This window comes from Pseudoalteromonas tunicata, assembly GCF_002310815.1.
GTDB lineage: Bacteria > Pseudomonadota > Gammaproteobacteria > Enterobacterales > Alteromonadaceae > Pseudoalteromonas > Pseudoalteromonas tunicata.
In genome coordinates this window covers 583773-604450 of record NZ_CP011033.1, presented here as the reverse complement: position 1 = coordinate 604450, position 20678 = coordinate 583773, and the positions used below count along the sequence as shown (strand labels likewise).

The window sequence follows — 20678 nt, the reverse complement described above, 5'->3', positions numbered from 1 at the left end:
TTTCAAATAATAACACTTCTAGCTCACTGGCTTTACACGTAAACAAAAACTGTACAATTAGAAATAATAAAATTTGTATTTTAGTTAACATGATATTCCAAACTCCCCACGAGTCGCAGATGAAATAGACATACAGTGGGCACTTCGTCTCCCTCTAATATCCAAAAGCTCACTTCCCGATAACCCAAATCGGTTAGAGTTTTGTAATTCTGCATCATAGGCACGAACTTCCATATTACTTAATGTTTCGCCTTGAAACTCATCCCCAGTGACGCTACCCATTCTTATATGCTGCATTTCATGATAAATCGTCGAAGCTAAAAATCCGACACTTCTAAATGCTCCATCCCCTATTAATATTCCATTATTTATTTGCCCATCAGAATCTAACGTAGGGTCATATGTCGGATAATTGAATTTTCCTTTGTGCCCCAAGTCTATACCAAAGTGGGTTACAGTTAAATTGATAGCTTGTTGCTTACTAGCTGAGTCCCCCCTATCAATTAAAATCTCTATATATTTATGAGTGGCTTTTCGATGATTGTTTGTCTCATTATTAAACATCTGTGTAAACGCACCAGTTACAGCTCCGTTTGCAAATTTGCCACCCGAAACTACTGAAGCAGTTCCTCCTATAGCACCAGCAGCAATAGCCCTGTGTACCTTATATAAATTGAGCGCTGCAGTATCCCCTCGAGCAACAGCTGAGTTAGCACTATTTTCACCACCAATATTGTTTATCGAAGGCTTAAACGCCGCATTTATACCTGCACTGAAGAAACCGTGTCCAAATTTACCTCCTTGTAATTCCGTCGAAATACCACCAATCATTGCATTTGCGGCAACGTTTTGAATACTTCCAGCGTCTCCCCAATACTCGCTACCACCGACACCTTGAAGAGCTTGCGCACTCAGATAACTTATTGCACCTGCTTTTAATGCCCCTGTAAGATTTCCTGTTACAGCATATGTACTAGCTGCTGTATAAACTGCTGAACACCAACCTTGGCACCCCGGAATAAAATTCAATCCGACTGTTATAATTGAGTTTAATATTGGAACTTTTGCAATTGCTCTAAGCACAGTCCCGGTTGTTGTTTGCCATAGTTTTTTTAAGAAATACCCACTTGGATCTGTATAACTCAACGGATTATTCAATACATACGAATATCGGTTATAGCTCTGACTATTACCCGGAGCCTGAATAAACGGATCAGCTTGTAGGAATCGACCCAAGGTTGGATCGTAGATCCGACCGTTCATATGGATAATATCCAAGGCGCTGAGCATTTTATGCCCCGTATAACCTCTATCTGTGGGCTGACTGTAGGTAAATACATCAAACTTAGCAGCCAGATACACTGAAGTACGTTTGCCAAACGGATCATACATAGCTTGTGATACCACCTCGGCTTGATCTTGCTGATTAGTGGTCGTGGTCGCAATCACTGAGCCTTGATGATCTTTATGCAGGTAGAATGTATCGGTGGTGTTATCACTGCGCTGCGTAACAATAATATCGCCGATATAGTATTTATGCTCTATCACGGTTTTATCATCCGTGATGTGTTCATTTTTTTCGTAATTACCTAAATACGTCGTTTTATCAATCGTGACTTTACCGGCCACTTCACTGCAATCTTCTTTGTAGAGAAAGAAAAAAGACATATATGGACACGACCGACTTTGCAAGCATGAGCTGTTTTTATCTTGTAAAAAATACAAAATAAATAGTGTGTTCTTTTTGTTTGTTAACATATGTTCATATGGTTTTCTGATAAATAGATATTAAAAATATCAGCACTGACATATATACAGGCTCTGTTCTTTCCTCTGATTCTGAGGAGAAGAGTGGCGGGAGTTGACTCCCGCCGGCCTCTGATGAATTCCGTACTTGAAATACCTAAACACCCACACGGATTTTAAACCCTTGTCTCACCCAGGTTATTTTCAAGCGGGAAAACCGTTTACTCATCAACATGTGTTAGCTAACAGTGGTGTGAACAACCCGTTGCTATTTAGGTAATGGCTTAATTAGTAACCATTTACAAATAACGTTATGGTGTGAAATCTTCATGTTAGGCCTTTATATGTTGAGGTTGGTACATCACATCTTTTTGCAACAAGTGCCAAACAATTCGCGCAAGTTTATGAGCAATTGCAACCACCGCTTTATTAAAACCACGTCGATGTGCGACCGATTCACCCCACACCTTGAGCGCATCGTTTTCATTTTTATAGCGATTAAGGACGGCTCTGGCGCCATGAATGAGTTGCTTGCGTAAATAACGATGGCCTCGCTTTGATATTTTGCCCATATAACTATGTGAACCTGATGCATATTGGCGCGGTGTTATTCCCAACCAAACAGCAAAATCTTTTGCGCTTTTAAATGCTTGCCCTTTATCAATGCAGGCAATTAACGCGGAAGCGATGATGTAACCAACTCCTGGCACACTAAGCAGTATTTCTGCTTGTGGAAACTGGGTTAAGTTTTGTTTTAATTTGGCTTCGATTACTTTTAACTTGGCTTTAAGCCCTAAAAACTCTTCATGCAACATGGCAACAAGAGATTTTATATTTTCGCTCACGTGTGAGCTTGCCGCGACGATATGGGCCATGACAGAAAAGCAGCGCTCTCCTTGGCTAAAAATAATCCCAAAGTCACTCAATAAACCATGTGCTTGGTTTGTTAAGGCCGTTTTGTTTTTGATTAACCGTTCACGAATACGATGTAATGCCATGACTTCTTGTTGCGCTTCACTTTTTATCGGCACAAATCGAATGTTAGGTCGTTGACTTGCTTCAACAATGGCTAGAGCATCATTGCGGTCATTTTTATTCCCTCGAACAAAGGGCGTAACATGTTGAGCGGGGATTAGGCAGACAGTATGCCCTAATTGGGTTAATTCTCGACCCCAATAATGGGATGAATAACAGGCTTCCATCACCACTTGCGTGGGCGGTTGCTCTGCCATAAAAGCATAAAAATCACGCCTAGCTAATCGTTGATTAAAAACAGGTTTTAGATGTTGATTCACTCCACACGCTTGGAAAACAGATTTTGCTAAATCAATGCCAATAGTTCTACACTTCATGATGGATGCTCCTAGAATAACTGAGTTTCACTTCCAGTTTGGCGCATAGACGCCGTTTTGGGAGTGTCCATCTCATCAGCCATAAATATCTCATTGATTTTAAATAACTTGCATCAAATAGCAACTTGAAAATCGCCATCAAATGTACTGATGTGCTAAATGGCTTCAGTGTGGAAGTAATTGATTTAGGGAATTTTCACCATCAAAACTGATGATGCGCATAAATTGGCTTGAGCTATAAGAATTGTCCGATTTTCAGGCATTACAAAATTAAGCGGATGCCTAGTTTGCTTGTATGAAGGTTAAAACTGCGAGTTAACCGACCCCGCGATACCAACTTTGTTGATGTTGATGGACGCATTGTCTAAGCGTATTTTGCTGGCCTGTGAAATTGCTATATTGCCGCCTGAAGTTTTGTAAAGTTTCAAGCCAGACTGCAGTTTCAATCCCTAGCTCAACTAATATCTTGGGTTGGGTTTTGCTGATAGCACCACGCTTTTTTGGGTCAATGTGACCCCCGCTCCAATCGGCGAGTTCTAGCTGTGAGTAGAAAAGAACCCAGTAACTTAAAGGGAATGGTTTGGTTGTTTGCATTACTGCCAAACGCCATAAGTTGCTTGGGTTGCTGAGTAACTTGTTCGGTTTTTTCTAACGTGGACTGTTTTTATAATACTCAATACGTTTTTGAATCGATGTAAAGTCGCTGTCATGCAGGTTTGTAGCCAATTTGGCTCTAATGGGGTTTAAATCGACGTACATCATGCAACTGAGTACAGCTTGCTCGTCTAATAGCGCTTGCGATTACTCTTAATTTAAAAGGGATCGCCCTCCCAAAAATTCATCAGGAATGAATTTTAATGCCCCTAGGCAGCCCGAAGGGTGAGCGCCTTGGATGGCAGCGAATAAAATCGGCCTGTGCAGTTATCTTCTTTATTCGCTTTTCTGGCAATAAACTCGTTTACTTATTTTAAAACGAAAGTCGCATGTACCAACTGATGTCGTAAAGTCGATTACGCCACACTTCGACCGTTTTATCAACGTTGTACATATATGTCTTATATGTCTTTCAATTAATTAGAAAACCACATGAACAGATGTTAACAAACAAAAAGAATAAACGATTTTTTTTGTATTTTTTACAAGATAAAAACCGCTCAAACTTGCAAAGTGGGCCGTGTCCATATTTGTCTAGTATTCTGTTCCACTGATGTTGCAACACCATGACATTTTATTACAGCCAGGCTTGAACCGACGGCTTTATCTTCAGCACTTTTTCAAAATGGTCCAGTTTCAGAAGTAGCTGCTTAGTTTGCACAATGCCTGAATGGCCGTAGGTATATCGAAAGTTATATTAGTTATGCGTCACTTCTAATCCCCGTCTACTAAATGTTAAATTTTTATTATGAAAAACCAATGATCGTTTACATAAAAAGTCAGGTAGGTTACATTTGTACCCATAAATAGTTCAGATATGAATATTCTCAGGATAAACACTTGTATTAAACTTTAAGGAAAAAATGATGCTATTTAAAAAACTACCTATTGCGATTTGCTTCGGATTAACGTTAAGCTTTAGTTCTGGAAGTGCATTTGCTGGCGAAGAAAATGATGCAGCTTCGTTTGGTGAGCAGATATTAGACAAAGCAAAGGACAAATTTATCAGTTTTGCGGGAGGGCAATTATCCTCTCTTCTTATTGATGCTATTTTTGGCTCTTCAGCCCCAAGTTATGTCAATCTCAGCCAGGAAAGTTTACAAGCAATTCAGGACAGAGTTCGCATTGAACTGGTGGATACCGCCGAATTTGAATACTTTGCAGAGCTAGAGTCTATCCAATTGAGTATGCAGTATTTCAACGATACCGCAGCAAATGGAACCCCTGATATTGCAGTCCTGGGGAGTTTATTAACTGACTCAGACGGCCTCATTACTCATCATGCGCTGAATAGCCAATTTAACGATAAATATTATTACATGGCCGACACGCTTGCTTTGGCGGCATCGTTAAACCTGTCTATCTATGTTGAACGACACCTGCAGGGATTTATCACTCAAAACGCCGTGCGCGCCAGAGCTAACCTACTTGCTAATCGTCTTGAGTCACTATTAACGGCAAAGAAACAAGCTGATTTACCGCTGAGAGAAAATTGCGACATGATTACCTCTCCTTATGACCAATATTATGAAGAAGCGTGCCAATTAGTCGACCCGCACGGCAACATACAAGCCGCGGTTACTCTTGGGCACACCAACAACCCTTGGATTGCCCAAGATATGGAAGAGTGGGAAATTGACAAGGAACTAGCCGAAAGGCGATACTATGCTGATAAATTTTCGGAGATAGAAGGCGTAATTACAAAACTAAGAAATTTCTAGTAAGCGTCTGACTATCAGCATTATTTCATAGCTGCTATAAGTTAAATATAGAGCTATCCGCAAAACCCCTGCCTTGCACAGGGGTTTCTTTGTTTGCAAAAAATATCCGACATTCATAAATATCTTGTTGATTTTAAATAGTTTGTATTAAAAAAACACAAAATCGATATCAAAGGGAGTAATGGATTTAAATAAAGGCTGCTTGAGAGAAATTTATATTGCGGCTTTTTACATCAAAACCACTGGTGAGCATAAATTGGCATGAAATATCGGATTTTTGGGCATGATAAAACTAGGCTGTGCCTTGTTTACCCGCAAAAACAGGTAAATGTGATAGTTAACCGACCCCGCGATACCAACTTTGTTGATGTTGATGGGCGCATTGTCTAAGCGTATTTTGTTGGCCTGCGAAATTGCTATATTGCCGCCTGAAGTTTTGTAAAGTTTCAAGCCAGACCGCAGTTTCAATCCCTAGCTCAACTAATATCTTGGGTTGGGTTTTGCTGATAGCACCACGCTTTTTTGGGTCAATGTGACGCCCGCTCCAATCAGCGAGTTCTAGCTGTGAGTAGAAAAGAACCCAGTAACTTAAAGGGAATGGTTTGGTTGTTTGCATTACTGCCAAACGCCATAAGTTGCTTGGGTTGCTGAGTAACTTGTTCGGTGTTTTCTAACGTAGACTGTTTTTTATAATACCCAATACGTTTTTGAATCGACGTAAAGTCGCTATCTACGGTCATTTCTGCCGATGTGCCATCATTGAACATAACCCTTATTTGACTTGATAAGTTTAAGGAGGTACCAATAAATGGTAATGATATAGATAAGTTGGCTTGCAATTGCTGCATTTGCGCATCAATAATATCAAATTGTTGTTTGATATGAGAATCATTCATAATCCTATCACTCATTTGACCAGAAAACTGTTTATGAAAACTGGCAATTTGAAAAGCACTTTGAAACTCATCATCTGCTGGTAATTGTATATGGGATATGCTTTCGTCTATGCTAATCATCGCATTACGCATGGCAATAATGGCATTACTGACTGCTTTAGATAGCGCTGAACTTTTATGGTGCGTAGAAATCAATTCAACATAAAAGTCATCTACTTGACTAATATCGCCAGAGGATTGCTGAACAGCACGGTACTCTTCGATAATAAAATCAGTACCTTGCTGGTCTATTACCCAAATTTTTTGACCATTCATAAATGCTGAACTTAAGGCATTAACTTCCTTACCTTGGGCACTACAGTAATCACAATAAATTGCAGTTGTTGGTTGAGAAGCTTGTGTGTAAGTTGATATAAATATATTTGAAATGATAGTGAGTAGAATGAAATACTTCATAAAGGTTCCTTTTAAAAAACGCAACACTATTTAATCCATTTAAATAGCTTAAAATAAGTGTATTGCATAAAGTAAAGTAAAGTGAAGTAAATAATGAACAAAAAACTCGCCGAAGCGAGTTTTTTGTAGCGAAATTAAGATGGAGCACAGATAACATATTGCTGTCTTGTACCAATTTCATTAAAGATTAAATCACGTTTATCCAATCTCTAGAATAGAAATATCTGACATATATGGACACGACCCACTTTGCAAGCATGAGCGGTTTTTATCTTGTAAAAAATACAAAATAAATCGTTTATTCTTTTTGTTCGTTAACATCTGTTCATGTGGCTTTCTGAAAAAGCCAATATATGCCACTCATAGATATCTCGTTGATTTAAAATAATTTGTATTAATAAACAATACAATATCTATTTCAAAGACAGGGCGCGAGCACACTTTATTAACGATGTTAACCGAACAACAATTCCTCTCTAAAAGCATCGTCATAACAAGCTCTTACGCACTTACTTCTTATTGAACTATTACTTTTCGTATGCTGTTTTACCATGTTTCTAACCACTCGACGAAATAACGCCATATGTTGTGCACTTAACGGATCGTAAATTTGAGATGCATCATCTTTAAACACGACATCCAATATCCAGTGTTGTTGGTTTTATATCAACCAATGGTGCCTAATCGCTTTACTAATTAGCGCGTTATCTGTGACTGATGTCAGGTAATAATGAGTGTCTATACTCGTTCTAAAACAAAATATAAGACAGACAAAAATATATCTTTGATTTTAAATAACTTGCATCAAATAGCAACTTGAAAATCGCCATCAAATGTACTGATGTGCTAAATGGCTTCAGTGTGGAAGTAATTGATTTAGGGAATTTTCACCATCAAAACTGATGATGCGCATAAATTGGCTTGAGCTATAAGAATTGTCCGATTTTCAGGCATTACAAAATTAGGCGGATACCTAGTTTGCTTGTATGAAGGTTAAAACTGCGAGTTAACCGACCCCGCGATACCAACTTTGTTGATGTTGATGGGCGCATTGTCTAAGCGTATTTTGTTGGCCTGCGAAATTGCTATATTGCCGCCTGAAGTTTTGTAAAGTTTCAAGCCAGACCGCAGTTTCAATCCCTAGCTCAACTAATATCTTGGGTTGGGTTTTGCTGATAGCACCACGCTTTTTTGGGTCAATGTGACGCCCGCTCCAATCAGCGAGTTCTAGCTGTCAGTAGAAAAGAACCCAGTAACTTAAAGGGAATGGTTTGGTTGTTTGCATTACTGCCAAACGCCCTAAGTTGCTTGGGTTGCTGAGTAACTTGTTCGGTGTTTTCTAACGTAGACTGTTTTTTATAATACCCAATACGTTTTTGAATCGATGTAAAGTCGCTGTTATGCAGGTTTGTAGCCATTTTGGCTCTGATGGGGGTTTAAATCAACGTACATCATGCTACTGAGTACTGCTTGCTCGTCTAATAGCGCTTGCGATTACTCTTAATTTAAAAGGGATCGCCCTCCCAAAAATTCATCTGGAATGAATTTTAATGCCCCTAGGCAGCCCGAAGGGTGAGCGCCATGGATGGCAGCGAATAAAATCGGCCTGTGCAGTTATCTTCTTTATTCGCTTCTCTAGCTATAAATTCATTTAGATTGCGCATGTACCAACTGATGTCGTAAAGTCGATTTCGCCACACTTCCACTGTTTTATCGACGCTATACATGTATGCTTTATCAAGCTGCTCACCTTTTCTGTAGCGGTCAACCAAAACTGTGCGGTTATACAACTGATACCAGCGCTCAATCACCTCCTCTTTTGACCAATTTAATGCCCAACTTCTATCCACTCTCAGCACCAAGTGGTAATATTTCAGGCTCCTGCCTTACATCTGTCGACCAGCTTCGCTGTTGTAAAATGCTCCCGGCATTTTGCTGATTCGACATCACTGCATACGCGGCAATATCGATGTCAAATACTTCATTCGTTGGGTATAAATAGAAGCTTAAACCGCTCAACAGGCCACTCGCGTCGGTGCTCAAAGTTTTAACGAATCATTTAAAGATCAATTAAGCCGCTTTAAGTCACAGGCTCGCTAATAATCACTTCTACCCGCCTATTTTGTTCCCTGTGGTCGGCGGTCGTATTATCAATTACGGGAAGTGATATCCCTTTTCCTGAGGTTTGTATGCGCCCACGCGCAACGCCTTGGCCAATGAGGTAGTCCTTTATAGAATCAGCTCGGCGCTGAGATAATAATAAATTGAATTTTTTACTGCCGATATTATCGGTATGTCCTTCAATTGTGATATTACGGTCGATGTTGGTATTTAAAAATGTCGCAAGTTTTGCCAGATGTGAAATCGCGGCAGGCTTAATATCAGACTTGTTAAAATCAAATAATACATCACCAAGGGTGATCACCGACCCGCGTGCGGAATTACGCGCATCGAGTTGGTCAAGTTGATGTTGTATATCCTTAACTTTCTGTTTGGCACCTGCGGTTTCTTGTTTTGCATAATATAGATTTTGCTGCGCTTGAGCGGCTTCGTCTTTCGCTTGAGTTGCTGATAATTTAGCTAATTCAGACTCTTTGATACGCGCCTCTAATTGCATATTGTCACGCTCAGCGATAAATTCACTGCGCTGTTGTTCTAAATACCGTCGTTGTGACTCTGCTTGTGCAATATCAACTTTACGTTCAGCAATGAATACTAAGTGATCGGCAAGTTCAGGATCCTTGCTTGGTTGTTCTGCATTAAATACCGCGGTACGTGCATCTCTGACAGCCATCGGAGCCATGTTGGCAAGATTTTGGTTACCTTCCAGTGAATTGAGTCGCGCTCGAACGGGATCTGCCCGGTGTATTTTGGCGGCATAGTTGTACACGAAATGATTAACAGGCCGCTTGAGGCAATCAATAACGGTTTTATGTGAGTATATATTTTCATAAGTTAGCATCTCGATTACGTTGCATTTCTTGTTTCAATTGTTCAATGCTCTGCTTTATTTCAGTATTAATTTGCTCAGCTTTGATAAGTTCAGCATGAGCAAATGCCAGTTGAGCCGTGACTTGTGATTGCTGCGCTAAACGGTTAGCGTTTATCAAATCTTTTTTGGTAAGCGCCACTTTGGCAAGGCCAAGAATCTCTCTCGCCTGCATAAGCTCTGCGGCTGCATATTGGCTCACTCTTGCTCGTTCTGCATTGTCAATTGCTTGCTCCGCAGCTAATAAAGATTCGGTAGAAACTCTCTGGTTGCTTGCGCATCCTACAGTGAGCAGTAACCCGCAGCCTATAGTGGCGATAAGTCGAATTGACTTAACTCGGCCATCATTGATGGCCTTATTTATTGATAATTTCATAGAAAATTCCTTGTTAGATACCATGACAAAATAAGTTAAAGCCGCTTCCCTCTAATAACTCGCACTAGAATTACAACGATGGCGATGACCATTAGGATATGAATAAATCCACCCATTGAATAAGACGTAATTAAGCCTAAGAGCCACAAAATAATGAGTACAATGGCAATTGTCTCAAGCATGATAATCTCCAGATTAGACATGAGTAATGTAAACTATATTGGGTGCAAAGTAGGTGCTTGTATGTGCGCTTGCGAGCATTGGCAGAAAAATAAATTTGTGCTAATTATTTGGTAAAAAAGCCGCATCCTAGTATTAACGGGTAGCGGCTTTGCGTAGTTGCTATTGTTGGAAACATTAAAGCTGGGTGCGTTCACTTAGCTACAAAAGCAATAGTTTGCTCGATGTGACACTTTTTACACCACGAATATTTTTTGCCAACTCAATGGCCAAAGCTCGCTCTGAACCACTTTTGACTTTGCCTTCAAGTAAAACAACGCCATCAAGTGTACTGACAGATATATCGTCACTATCAACATTAGACGAATACATGTAGGTTGATTTAACCTTAGTAGTTATCCAGCTGTCAGCTAACAAGGTGCCTTCTTTTTCTTCATTTTCATCTTCTTTTTCTTCATCTTCTTTATATTTATTTGTCTCTTTATCCATTGGCGCATCGGCAATCATCAGCCGGCTATCTACAGATAAAACACCCTGGGTATTTTTAGCCATAGCTGTCATGGAATTGATACTTGCTTGGTTTGATACATCGCCACTAAGAGTTACTTTTCCCTGATAGGTATCCACATTTATCGTTACAACATCAGAGAATTTACTCCATAGCAATTTAGATTTTATCGCCGTAGTAATACCAGCATCGTCAACAATCGCAGCATAACTTCGCTCTTGAGAAGGTTTTGCATTCTTATAATTTTTGTCTACTTCAATTTGGTTATCAACAGAATTCACGCCCTTAACACCAGCTGCAATGGCTTTAGCTAATTCCTTATTTACATCTTCTGTTACCGTGCCTTTGAGTGTTACTTTGCCATCTTTAACAAAGACCGAAATATCACTTCCTCTAAGAAAAGGGCTAATTTGATACGTAGTCCAAATTTGCATTTCCTGTCTCACACTGTTCATGTTTGCAACTGGGGTTAACTCAGCAGCGCTGAGTTGTGTTGTTGGAAAATATAATGCACCAATAATACTCACCATTATTAATTTTCTTGATTTAATACTCATAAGTTCCTTCCTCAGAGAAGATCACAGCAAAACGATTCATTAGCGAAGTGCTAATGACAAAAGTCGTGCCTAGTAAACGACGAAATTGCCGCTACGTTATTACGTATTTTAATAAACGCATTTGTTAATATCGGTACGTTGGCACACTTAAACTTTAAATAAAGAGCAGTACCTCACATGAAAGTTTCGCAACCCACTGCTATAAAATTTGCAGTCAATAAGCTCGTTAGCCGCTGATGTTTTAATACTGAGAATGCCAATATCTAAGCTATAAAAATTGGGCTAGCTAAAAACGCAATCACAGCTTTGGTAATTGATAAAAAGGAGTGTAAACACTGGCTAAAACTGAATTGGCATTAGAGCTAAATCAAGATTAAGAAAACCAACTAACTAATTTTATTGGCCTTTTTAGTACGATTGGTTTTTAAAATATCTTTGTCTGTCTAGCGCGTTAATGAACCAAAATAAATCTACGATGAAGTCTGAATATAGATTGTGCGTAATTAAACAAATAACAAGTACCTAAAAAGTCATAATTCTGGCATCAATTTGCCATCAATAATTAGCCTAATTGTCTTTTTTGACCTCTATAGTAGTCGCTCTATTTTAAATAAAACAAAGAGCAAGGATTATGAAAATAAAGTTATTACCTTTGGCAATATTGTGTGGCTCAAGCGCATTATTTGCTGGCTGTTCAGATTCAGACAAAAAACCAGCTAAACAAGTTGAGGTGCCAAAAGAGCAAGGCGTGACTGAAGGAACAAAAATAGCCGTTCGTTTGTTAGAAACAACTGACTTACACGCTAACTTGTTGAACTTCAATTACTTTGCTGACAAACAAGATGATAAAGTGGGTTTAGTAAAAACGGCCGCATTAATTCGTCAAGCACGTGATGAAGCTGCTAACTCACTATTGGTTGATAACGGTGACTTAATTCAAGGTAGTCCGCTTGGTGATTATATGGCTAAGGTAAAAAACTTAGCTGATGGTGAAGTGCACCCTGTTTATGCGGCAATGAATACGCTTAATTATGATGTTGCTAACATTGGTAACCATGAGTTTAACTTTGGTTTAGAGTTTTTAAATGAAGCAATTGATGATGCTAACTTTCCATATATTTCGGCTAATGTATTCAAATATGATGGTGATGCTGATGCCAGCAATGATGAGCCTTTGTTTGCTCCTTATGTGATCCAAGAAAAAGAATTTAAAGATACAAACGGTAAAGTGCATACCATTAAAGTTGGTTTTATAGGGTTTGTGCCACCACAAATTATGCAGTGGGATAAAGCAAATCTTGAAGGTAAAGCTATTGCCAAAGATATTGTTGAGATGGCCAATCTATACGTCCCAAAAATGAAAAAAGAAGGGGCTGACTTAATCGTCGCTATTCCGCATTCTGGTTTAGAAGTTAGTGCTAAAAAACCAATGGCTGAAAATGCCAGCTACTACTTGTCTGAGGTTGAGGGTATTGATGCCATCATGTTTGGACATTCACATGCAAATTTCCCAAGTGCAAGCTTTGAAGGATTCACTGAGCACGGTGTAAATGTAGAAAAAGGCACCATTAATGGCGTAGCAGCTGTTATGCCTGGTTTTTGGGGTAACCATTTAGGTGTGATTGACTTAACGCTTGAATATAAAGCCGGCAGCTGGCAGGTCAGCGATAGCCAATCATCATTACAGCCAATTTACACAACAGATGAAAATCGCGTGACAACCGCTACAGTAGAAAACGATGCACAGGTTGAATCTGCTGTGATACAAGCCCACCAAGAAACACGTGACTGGGTCAATGCACCATTTGCTAAAATCACCAGCCCAGTAAACAGCTATTTTGCCTTAGTTAATGATGACCCATCAATTCAAATAGTCACTGATGCACAAACGTGGTACACGCAAAAAATTGTTAAGGGTACTGAACTTGATGGATTACCCATTCTTTCGGCAGGTGCCCCATTTAGAGCCGGCCGCGGTGGTGCAGATGACTACACATCTATTGCTATCGGTGATATTGCGTATCGTAATGTAGCTGATCTATATATTTACCCTAATGTATTGAAAGTATTGAAACTTAACGGTTCACAAGTTAAAGAGTGGCTTGAAATGTCTGCCGGTCAATTTATGCAAATTGATACCAACAATACTGACGTTCAAATGCTGATTAATCCCGATTTCCCTTCTTACAATTTTGACGTACTTGATGGTGTGACATATCAAGTAGATGTGACTCAACCTGCAAGATACAACGCCAAAGGAGAGAAAGTCTCTGATGGCCAACGTATCGTGGCACTAAAGTATCAAGGACAAGCTGTCAGTGCTGAACAGCAATTTTTGGTAGCAACGAATAATTATCGGGCGTCTGGTGGCGGTAACTTCCCAGCAATTACTGCAGATAAGATTGTCGTTGATTCGCCAGATGAAAACCGTCAGGTCGTAGCTGATTACATTACATACCAAAGTAGCAAAAACAACGGCCAAGGCTTAAATCCTGCAGCTGATATGAACTGGTCATTTGCACCCGTTGCTAATGTACAAATTCACTTTACCAGTGCAAATACAGATGATGCAAAAGCCTACAGTGAGCAGTTTAGCCACATTTTACCTACCTCTAAAATAAATGAAGCTGGCTTTGCAATATATCAGCTTGATTTAACTCAACCGCAGTAACTTGTGCTTATGAGCATATAAAAGCAGCCCCATTTTGGGGCTGTTTAATATTAACCCTAGCTGTAGTCTTTGCCACGCAAAGTGATAGGGATTTCAACACAATGAAGGGAACTAAAAAATGAAATTTATCTATAGAAATAGCGCGATCGCCTTGCTTTTAGGTGCAAGCATTGCCAGTGGTTCAGCGTTTGCCGCTGAGCCATATAGTTGGGATAATGTTGCACCAGTAAAACAACCCGCTGTTAGTAATAATAATGGTAAAACAGTTTACTTTGATGTATCGCACGGTGGTGTGGAAGGCAATGCAGATTGGGTAATTGATGGTGCATTTTCTGATTTTGCCGATGCCTTGGTGCAACAAGGTTATACGGTAAAAGAATATCGTGGCGTTGACTTAAATAACGATGGTCGTATCCGCTTTTTTGATGATCGCATTAACGGCACAACTCAAAATGAAGCAATCATTACCTATAACGCGATTAAAGAAGCCGATGTATTAGTATTAGCTGAAACAAATCGCCCATTTACGCTAAGCGAGCAAGCAGCGCTTGAGCAGTTTGTTGCTAGCGGTAAAGGTATCTTCTTTATAGCTGATCATTATGATGCTGACCGTAATTTAAACACCTGGGATGCAACTGAAGTGTTTAACGGCTACAACCGTTCAGACTTAAGCAAATACAATATTGGTGGAGCCTACGGTGACTGGCGTAATCCTAAAAATGCCAATGAAGGTTGGCTTGTTGAAAACTTTGGGATTCGATTTCGTTTTAACGCTGTTGATTACAAACAAGGCGTAAGTGGTGTTGTTGCCAGCAATAAAACCGAAGGCATCACACAAGGTGTAAAGCCAATTTTAATGGCTGCCGGCGCGACCTTAGCAGTAGTTGATCCTACAAAAGCAAAAGGCTTAGTCTATTTTGCAAGCTCAGATAATCCGGTAAAATGGAATCACGCAAAAGATCAAGGTTTGTACTTTGGTGGTGCGGCTGAAGGCCCTTATGCGGCGATTGCAAAATCCGGTGCTGGTAAGGCTGCATTTATCGGTGACTCATCGCCGATTGAAGATGCTACACCTAAATATCGTCGTCAAGATAACGGTAACACTAAAAAAACTTACCCTGGTTGGACTGACTCAGGCAATGCAGCGGTGCTTGCGGTCAATATTATTAACTGGCTAGCAACTCCTGAAAGCTATCAGTATTTTGACGGCACGAATGGCCGCATTAGCGGTGTCGCAACACCGACACCTATGGCTGTTCAAGAATTTACTGATCCTAACAATGGTCAACCTTGGGGAAGCCCAGCGAGTGGCTATAATTCATGGAATACCGACACCTATAAAAATAACTCGTTTAATGCTCCATTTGGCGATGGACAAACTAACCCAGATCCGGACCCTACACCTGGCAATACTGTTTCTGTAACGCAAGCTTTAGCCGCGTCTCAAGGCACTCCATTGGTTGTAATTGGTAAAGTAACTGCTGCGGTAAATGGCATTTATGGGCTTGATTTAACTGATTTAAATAATCCTGCAAGCCACATATATGTGAAGCTAGAAAGCGCACAACGCAATAACTTTAACCCGCAATTAAATCCAAGTATTTTAAATCAAAACATCATTGTAACGGGTAAACGTAACAGCTACTTGGGTGCGCCGGGTATTCGTTATGTGAGTGATATTCAAATAGCGCCAACGGCACTGTCTGTAACGCAAGCTTTAGCCACTGCACAAGGTGAAACGATTGAATTAACTGGACGCGTTAAATCTGCGCTCAATGATATTTATGCCTTAGTACTTGAAGATATTAACGATGCAAGTTTTACCATTAATGTAAAACTAGAGCTGTCGCAACGTAATGAATTTAGCCCCGCGCTAAACCCATCAATTTTAGATGCGCAGTTAATAATTAAAGGTGTTCGTGACAACTACATGAGTGCGCCGGGCGTGCGTCAAGTCAATTCTATTGAAGTGGTAAGCAGTGATACAACACAGCCAAATCCAAGTGGTGACTTGTCTGTTAGTGATGTTCTAGCACTGAATAATGGCCAACCGGTCGTGGTAGCAGGTATTATTACATCAGCTATCAATGGTCAGTATGCGTTAGCGCTTGGCGACGACAATAATGGTTCTGCTACGCTTTATATTAAGCTTGGATCATCACAACGTGATGCATTTAGCCCACAGTTAAACCCAAATTTATTAGGTAAACGATTGCGTGTTGAAGGCATTAAAAATAATTATATGAGCCATGCAGGTTTACTTAATGTCACTAAGTTAACCTTGCTTGATTAATTCGAATGGTTAAATGAACTAAGGGCCAACAGGCCCTTTTTTACGTTATATAGTGGTTAAATCATCGTGCTATAGAACCATAAGCTGGCCTTCATTTAGATTTTAATTTCCAAGGTAATCAATTCGCCCTATAACTTCACCATGAGTTTCTCCAATACGGTTGATATTTTAGTCAATACAACTGCTTCGAAAAACTTGGGCTACTTTCATAATAAATATCGATCGGGTCTAGATTTTTGCTTTAAAGCAAAAGGCAAAAAGAAAGTCACAACCCCAATATGTTCGAATCCACTATGTTTCTATTGTGATTGCTCTATCGGTCGACAAATAAGCCCATTTTGTGTCGTCGTAGGCACAATAACTGGAACGTCACTGTTTGGCAAATACAAAGACTGTAATGAAATAATGGTATTTTCCAAGTCTTGTTGACTTGATGTACCAAACCAAATCAGTTGCTCACCTTTTCCCTGAATAAGTGCGTTTGTGCGCTGAGGTTGTTCACCCGATATTGGCATTTGCAGTAAATACTGCTTCCCTTCTTGCACTGTTCCAAGCGCCAAAAGGTTGATATTTGGCTGTGCAATGGGATTAACCACAAAAATGATCAACTGTTGTTGTGACATCTGAATAACAACGGATTGAGTTTGTTTATTAATGACTGTCAGTTGGTACCAGCCACTATTCATCACCGAGTGGTAAATTAGCTCTTTAGGCATCTGGTAATTAGCACCATCTGCAGCTAGTTCTTTACTATTTAACCCTTGTAAATTTGTTGGCATACTGGTGCTGACCAACCAACATTCAAGTTTGCCACCATTGCCTTGAGTGATAGCGATAGAAATGGTTGAAGTATCATTACCAGATACGAGAATCAAAGAAGCATTCCCTTCATTTGCCGTTGTACCGGGAACGATAAGTGTCGCTGGGGATTGTTGATTGCTCCAAGTTGCCTTCAGTTCAATATTTCTGTCGTGTTGAGATACGTTGTAAACGACTAAGCAATACATTTGCCCATAAACCAGTGATGTACAAATCGCTGTTTGCCCTTCTTCCAATTGAATTAACCTACCATCATCCCAATTGATGTAGGAACCAGAAACTGGAGTGGCATGAGCCGATGAGGGCGACACTAGATGTAATACGCCCAGACAAGCGATCCCTACTGATGAACGTAAGAAACGCCTTCTGGGCAATGACGAGACCAGCGGTACTAACTGGCTTGTTATCGCCATTTTTAGGTCACCGTAACTCTTAACTATTTAGAGATACTGAGCCGCGATGGTTGAATCAGAAGAGTTTTGCTGACTATCCGCGTTCATCCACACTTTTTGTTGGCCATTACCTTGATCTTGATAAGTTATGACTTGTGGTACACCTTGTGGCTTAATCACCTCATAGTTAGCACCTAACGCCACTGTACCTGTTGGAATAATTACGTTCGCAGGATCACCGACAGGGTTGTTAATAAATACTTTTGCTTTATTTTCAGTGAACTGAACTGAAATAAACTGAGTCTGAGGACTTCTAACGCTCAGTTGATACCAACGACTTTCAGGTACAGCATAATACCTATCGCGCGTACCATATGAGTGAGTTTCACCATTAAAGGGTAATTGCATGTTTTCAATACCCGATGTGTTTGTCGGCATCCCTACACTGCCGATCCACGCATCAACTTTACCAGAAGACTGTTGATTAGAAATAGAGATAGATACGGTCTGAGTATCAGTGCCAGATACCAAAGCTAATGCTGCAATACCTTTATTTCCGGTAGTTCCAGGCACTGTCACTGTTTTAGGTGGAAAGCCGTTGCCAATGTTAACATTCACCGGAATATCTTGATCCTCTCCCGATGCATTATACAAAAAAATAGCATATAACTGCCCTGCTTTGAGTGCTTCACAAGTTGCAGTATCACCTTTTGTTAGTGCAATGCTACGTCCATCGTTCCAAATTGTAGTACTCATTGTAATTCCTTAAAATAAGTGAAAAATTAATTTGAACACCTTTTTGAACCTTTTCGGATCGATAAAAGGTACAAAAACTCTAGTTTAGTTTTCTATATCTGCAAGCACTTTCAATGCAAAAAGTATGAACTGTTTGTTATATAAGAAAATTTAAGTGTTATTTATAAAGTGCGTCATCATTAATCAATTTTACATATGTCTGTAAACACTGATAGGAACTGTTCGGATTCTATAACACTTAGCAATATCCAATTGATTTTTCATGGTAATATGGGAGTAATTAGGTTTTTTGGATAAACGATTGCGTGTTGAAGGCATTAAAAATAATTATATGAGCCATGCAGGTTTACTTAATGTCACTAAGTTAACCTTGCTTGATTAATTCGAATGGTTAAATGAACTAAGGGCCCAAAGGCCCTTTTTACGTTATATAGTGGTTAAATCATCACAGTTTAGGGCCATCAGATGACCTTCATCTAGCTTTTAAATTCCAAGGTAATCAATTCCCCCTATAACTTCACCATGAGTTTCTCCAATACGGTTGATATTTTAGTCAATACAACTGCTTCGGAAAACTTGGGCTACTTTCTGAATAAAGATCAGGTCTAGATTTTTGCTTTTTAAAGCAAAAGGAGAAAAACAACCCCTGATTCTCTCGGCCTTTATCTATAATAAAGTTTTTAATTTCTTCAGCTGATTAACTGCATTTTGATTATTTGGCAACAGTTCAAGTACTTTTTGATAGTTTTTGATGGCTTCACCTATTTTGCCTAGTGATGCGTAGGTTTCACCTAAACTATCATAGGCATTAGCGTTTTCTGGGAATAAATAAACATTTAATTTGAAAATTTCCAAGGCTTTGTCGAGTTTCCCATTAGTGACATATTGATAGCCCAAAAGGTTAATTTCTTGCACCTCAAATTGGGCGTTTGATCTCATTTTTTCAGCAAGAGCAATTGCTTGCTCAAAGCCATGTGTTTTCATTCCTTGGAAAAGCTTGAATAAGTCTTTTGATAATCCCCAACCGTTTTCAGCCCTCATTTCTGGAAAGTAAAAGCCAGCAATTTCATCAATAAAAAAAATCGGTAAACTACCCAATTTATTGGTTAATACAATGATGGCTAAGTTATCTTCAGGATAAATCACCGTAGAATTGGAATCCCCGCCACTGGCACTAACCGCTGGATGTTGTTCTCGTAAAATGGTTTGCCAACCAAGTGCATAGCCGTTTTCTAATTCACTAAACCCCGCGGTTTTACCATTATTTAAACGAGTAGGAGTCCAAAGCTCTTTTAGGTATTTCTTATCAAGCAGTTTTTCCTGCTCAAGAGCAATGGCGTATTGTGCAAGCTCTGTCGCAGTTGCACTCATCCCTGCCGCCGTTCTAAAAAAGGGGTCGAAGTTGATTTGCAGTGTATCTAGTATGCCTTTGCCGTTTGAGTAATACGGACGGGCTTGATGCGGAACGACCGCTTGAGTATGAGCAAATCCCGCAGCTAGGGTAATTGGCATGTTTACTTTCTTAAGCTGATTTTGCTGAATAAAGTCAACAAATGGCTGTCCAGATAATTTGTCGATAATTTTGCCCAGTAAAATATAACCCGTTTGGTTATATTCAAAACGAGTATTAGTTTCATAACGCATCGGAAGAGTTTGCACTTCTTGCCATGCTGGCTCTGGTTGACCGTTGGCAATTAAATCGACGCCATGGCCATTAAGTATTTTTGGAAGGCCTGAGGTGTGGCTGAGTAATTGTCGAATTGTTAACGACTGCCACGCTTTTGGCAAGTTGTCTAAATGCTTTGATATTTTATCTGAAGGACTTAATTTTCCTTGTGCTGCGAGTTGCATTATTGCGACACCGGTAAAGGCTTTGGTCATTGAAAATATCGGAAATGGCGTATATGGTTTTACACTGACGCCATCTTGTATATTTGAGAGGCCATAAGCACCGGTTTTTACAATTTTATTATCTTTAACAATCGCCAATTGTAAGCCAGGGATGTTCTTTTTATCCATCAAATCGAGGAGATAATCATCTATTTCATCGGCAAATACAGATGACATAGATGTTAACAATCCCATTGAGGCCAGCAAAATAAGGAGAGTAATTATCGAGGTTATCTTTTTATACATAGGTGTTTTAATCCTTGTTTCGCATACCACAAGCTATAATTGAATGCGCTTTTTTTATAATTTTTATTGCTAAAGAAAAGCGCATCTTATCAATATATTTAACCAATGCAATAGGTTAGTGTTGTGGAGATGGGCCGTGTGAATTGAAGAGCAACCTGTTGGTCTTGTTTATTTTT

The 20678-nt window shown here is 39.6% G+C and carries 17 protein-coding genes and 1 pseudogene; 3 read left to right on the top strand and 15 right to left on the bottom strand.

Features of this window, described 5'->3' with window-relative positions:
• Positions 1-84: 84 nt before the first annotated feature.
• The 3 genes from PTUN_RS20055 to PTUN_RS22345 form a co-directional block, all read right to left on the bottom strand.
• Positions 85-1668, bottom strand: a complete 1584-nt coding sequence (locus PTUN_RS20055; RefSeq protein ID WP_009836889.1) for an RHS repeat-associated core domain-containing protein — start codon at positions 1666-1668, stop codon at positions 85-87.
• A 410-nt stretch (positions 1669-2078) separates the two neighbouring features.
• Positions 2079-3098, bottom strand: coding sequence for an IS110 family RNA-guided transposase (locus PTUN_RS20050; RefSeq protein WP_009836890.1), 1020 nt, complete (start codon positions 3096-3098; stop codon positions 2079-2081).
• 315 nt (positions 3099-3413) lie between these two features.
• Positions 3414-3692, bottom strand: coding sequence for a hypothetical protein (locus PTUN_RS22345; RefSeq protein ID WP_009836891.1), 279 nt, complete (start codon positions 3690-3692; stop codon positions 3414-3416).
• Between the two features lie 923 nt (positions 3693-4615).
• Between PTUN_RS22345 and PTUN_RS20035 the strand changes: the two genes are divergently transcribed.
• Positions 4616-5473: a hypothetical protein gene (locus PTUN_RS20035; protein WP_009836892.1), complete on the top strand. Its 858-nt coding sequence runs from the start codon at positions 4616-4618 to the stop codon at positions 5471-5473.
• Positions 5474-6021: 548 nt separating this feature from the next.
• On the opposite strand, the gene PTUN_RS22340 is transcribed toward PTUN_RS20035, so the two are convergent.
• From PTUN_RS22340 to PTUN_RS19995, 9 genes and pseudogenes are all read right to left on the bottom strand, one after another.
• The gene (locus PTUN_RS22340) at positions 6022-6825 is read right to left on the bottom strand and encodes a hypothetical protein (RefSeq protein WP_232521797.1); all 804 of its coding nucleotides are present in this window, start codon (positions 6823-6825) and stop codon (positions 6022-6024) included.
• 454 nt (positions 6826-7279) lie between these two features.
• A pseudogene (locus tag PTUN_RS20025) lies at positions 7280-7576 on the bottom strand (ISAs1 family transposase); the annotation flags it as partial.
• A gap of 466 nt (positions 7577-8042) precedes the next feature.
• The gene (locus PTUN_RS22615) at positions 8043-8243 is read right to left on the bottom strand and encodes a hypothetical protein (RefSeq protein WP_232521795.1); all 201 of its coding nucleotides are present in this window, start codon (positions 8241-8243) and stop codon (positions 8043-8045) included.
• A 138-nt stretch (positions 8244-8381) separates the two neighbouring features.
• Positions 8382-8675: a hypothetical protein gene (locus PTUN_RS20015; protein WP_009836901.1), complete on the bottom strand. Its 294-nt coding sequence runs from the start codon at positions 8673-8675 to the stop codon at positions 8382-8384.
• Positions 8668-8868 carry a hypothetical protein gene (locus PTUN_RS20010; protein WP_009836902.1) on the bottom strand — a complete coding sequence of 67 codons (201 nt, stop codon included), beginning with the start codon at positions 8866-8868 and terminating at the stop codon, positions 8668-8670. Before PTUN_RS20010 ends, PTUN_RS20015 begins: the two co-directional genes overlap by 8 nt.
• A 37-nt stretch (positions 8869-8905) precedes the next feature.
• The gene (locus PTUN_RS20005; RefSeq protein ID WP_009836903.1) at positions 8906-9787 is read right to left on the bottom strand and encodes an OmpA family protein; all 882 of its coding nucleotides are present in this window, start codon (positions 9785-9787) and stop codon (positions 8906-8908) included.
• Positions 9774-10190 carry a DUF4398 domain-containing protein gene (locus PTUN_RS20000; protein WP_009836904.1) on the bottom strand — a complete coding sequence of 139 codons (417 nt, stop codon included), beginning with the start codon at positions 10188-10190 and terminating at the stop codon, positions 9774-9776. Before PTUN_RS20000 ends, PTUN_RS20005 begins: the two co-directional genes overlap by 14 nt.
• A gap of 35 nt (positions 10191-10225) precedes the next feature.
• Entirely contained in the window at positions 10226-10372 is a 147-nt protein-coding gene (locus PTUN_RS21890) for a lmo0937 family membrane protein (protein WP_119081679.1), read from the bottom strand.
• 199 nt (positions 10373-10571) lie between these two features.
• Complete coding sequence (locus tag PTUN_RS19995) at positions 10572-11435, bottom strand: BON domain-containing protein (protein ID WP_040643461.1); 864 nt, start codon at positions 11433-11435, stop codon at positions 10572-10574.
• Positions 11436-12066: 631 nt separating this feature from the next.
• On the opposite strand from PTUN_RS19995, the gene PTUN_RS19990 reads away from it, so the two are divergent.
• The gene (locus tag PTUN_RS19990; protein WP_009836907.1) at positions 12067-14106 is read left to right on the top strand and encodes a bifunctional 2',3'-cyclic-nucleotide 2'-phosphodiesterase/3'-nucleotidase; all 2040 of its coding nucleotides are present in this window, start codon (positions 12067-12069) and stop codon (positions 14104-14106) included.
• 118 nt (positions 14107-14224) lie between these two features.
• Complete coding sequence (locus PTUN_RS19985; protein WP_009836908.1) at positions 14225-16399, top strand: DUF6359 domain-containing protein; 2175 nt, start codon at positions 14225-14227, stop codon at positions 16397-16399.
• Between the two features lie 299 nt (positions 16400-16698).
• Here the strand turns inward: PTUN_RS19985 and PTUN_RS19980 are convergent, their stop codons facing one another.
• From PTUN_RS19980 to PTUN_RS19970, 3 genes are all read right to left on the bottom strand, one after another.
• Positions 16699-17631: a hypothetical protein gene (locus PTUN_RS19980; RefSeq protein ID WP_069358428.1), complete on the bottom strand. Its 933-nt coding sequence runs from the start codon at positions 17629-17631 to the stop codon at positions 16699-16701.
• 27 nt (positions 17632-17658) lie between these two features.
• Positions 17659-18366, bottom strand: a complete 708-nt coding sequence (locus PTUN_RS19975) for a hypothetical protein (protein WP_009836910.1) — start codon at positions 18364-18366, stop codon at positions 17659-17661.
• Positions 18367-19032: 666 nt separating this feature from the next.
• The gene (locus PTUN_RS19970; protein WP_040643462.1) at positions 19033-20502 is read right to left on the bottom strand and encodes a serine hydrolase domain-containing protein; all 1470 of its coding nucleotides are present in this window, start codon (positions 20500-20502) and stop codon (positions 19033-19035) included.
• Between the last annotated feature and the right edge of the window lie 176 nt (positions 20503-20678).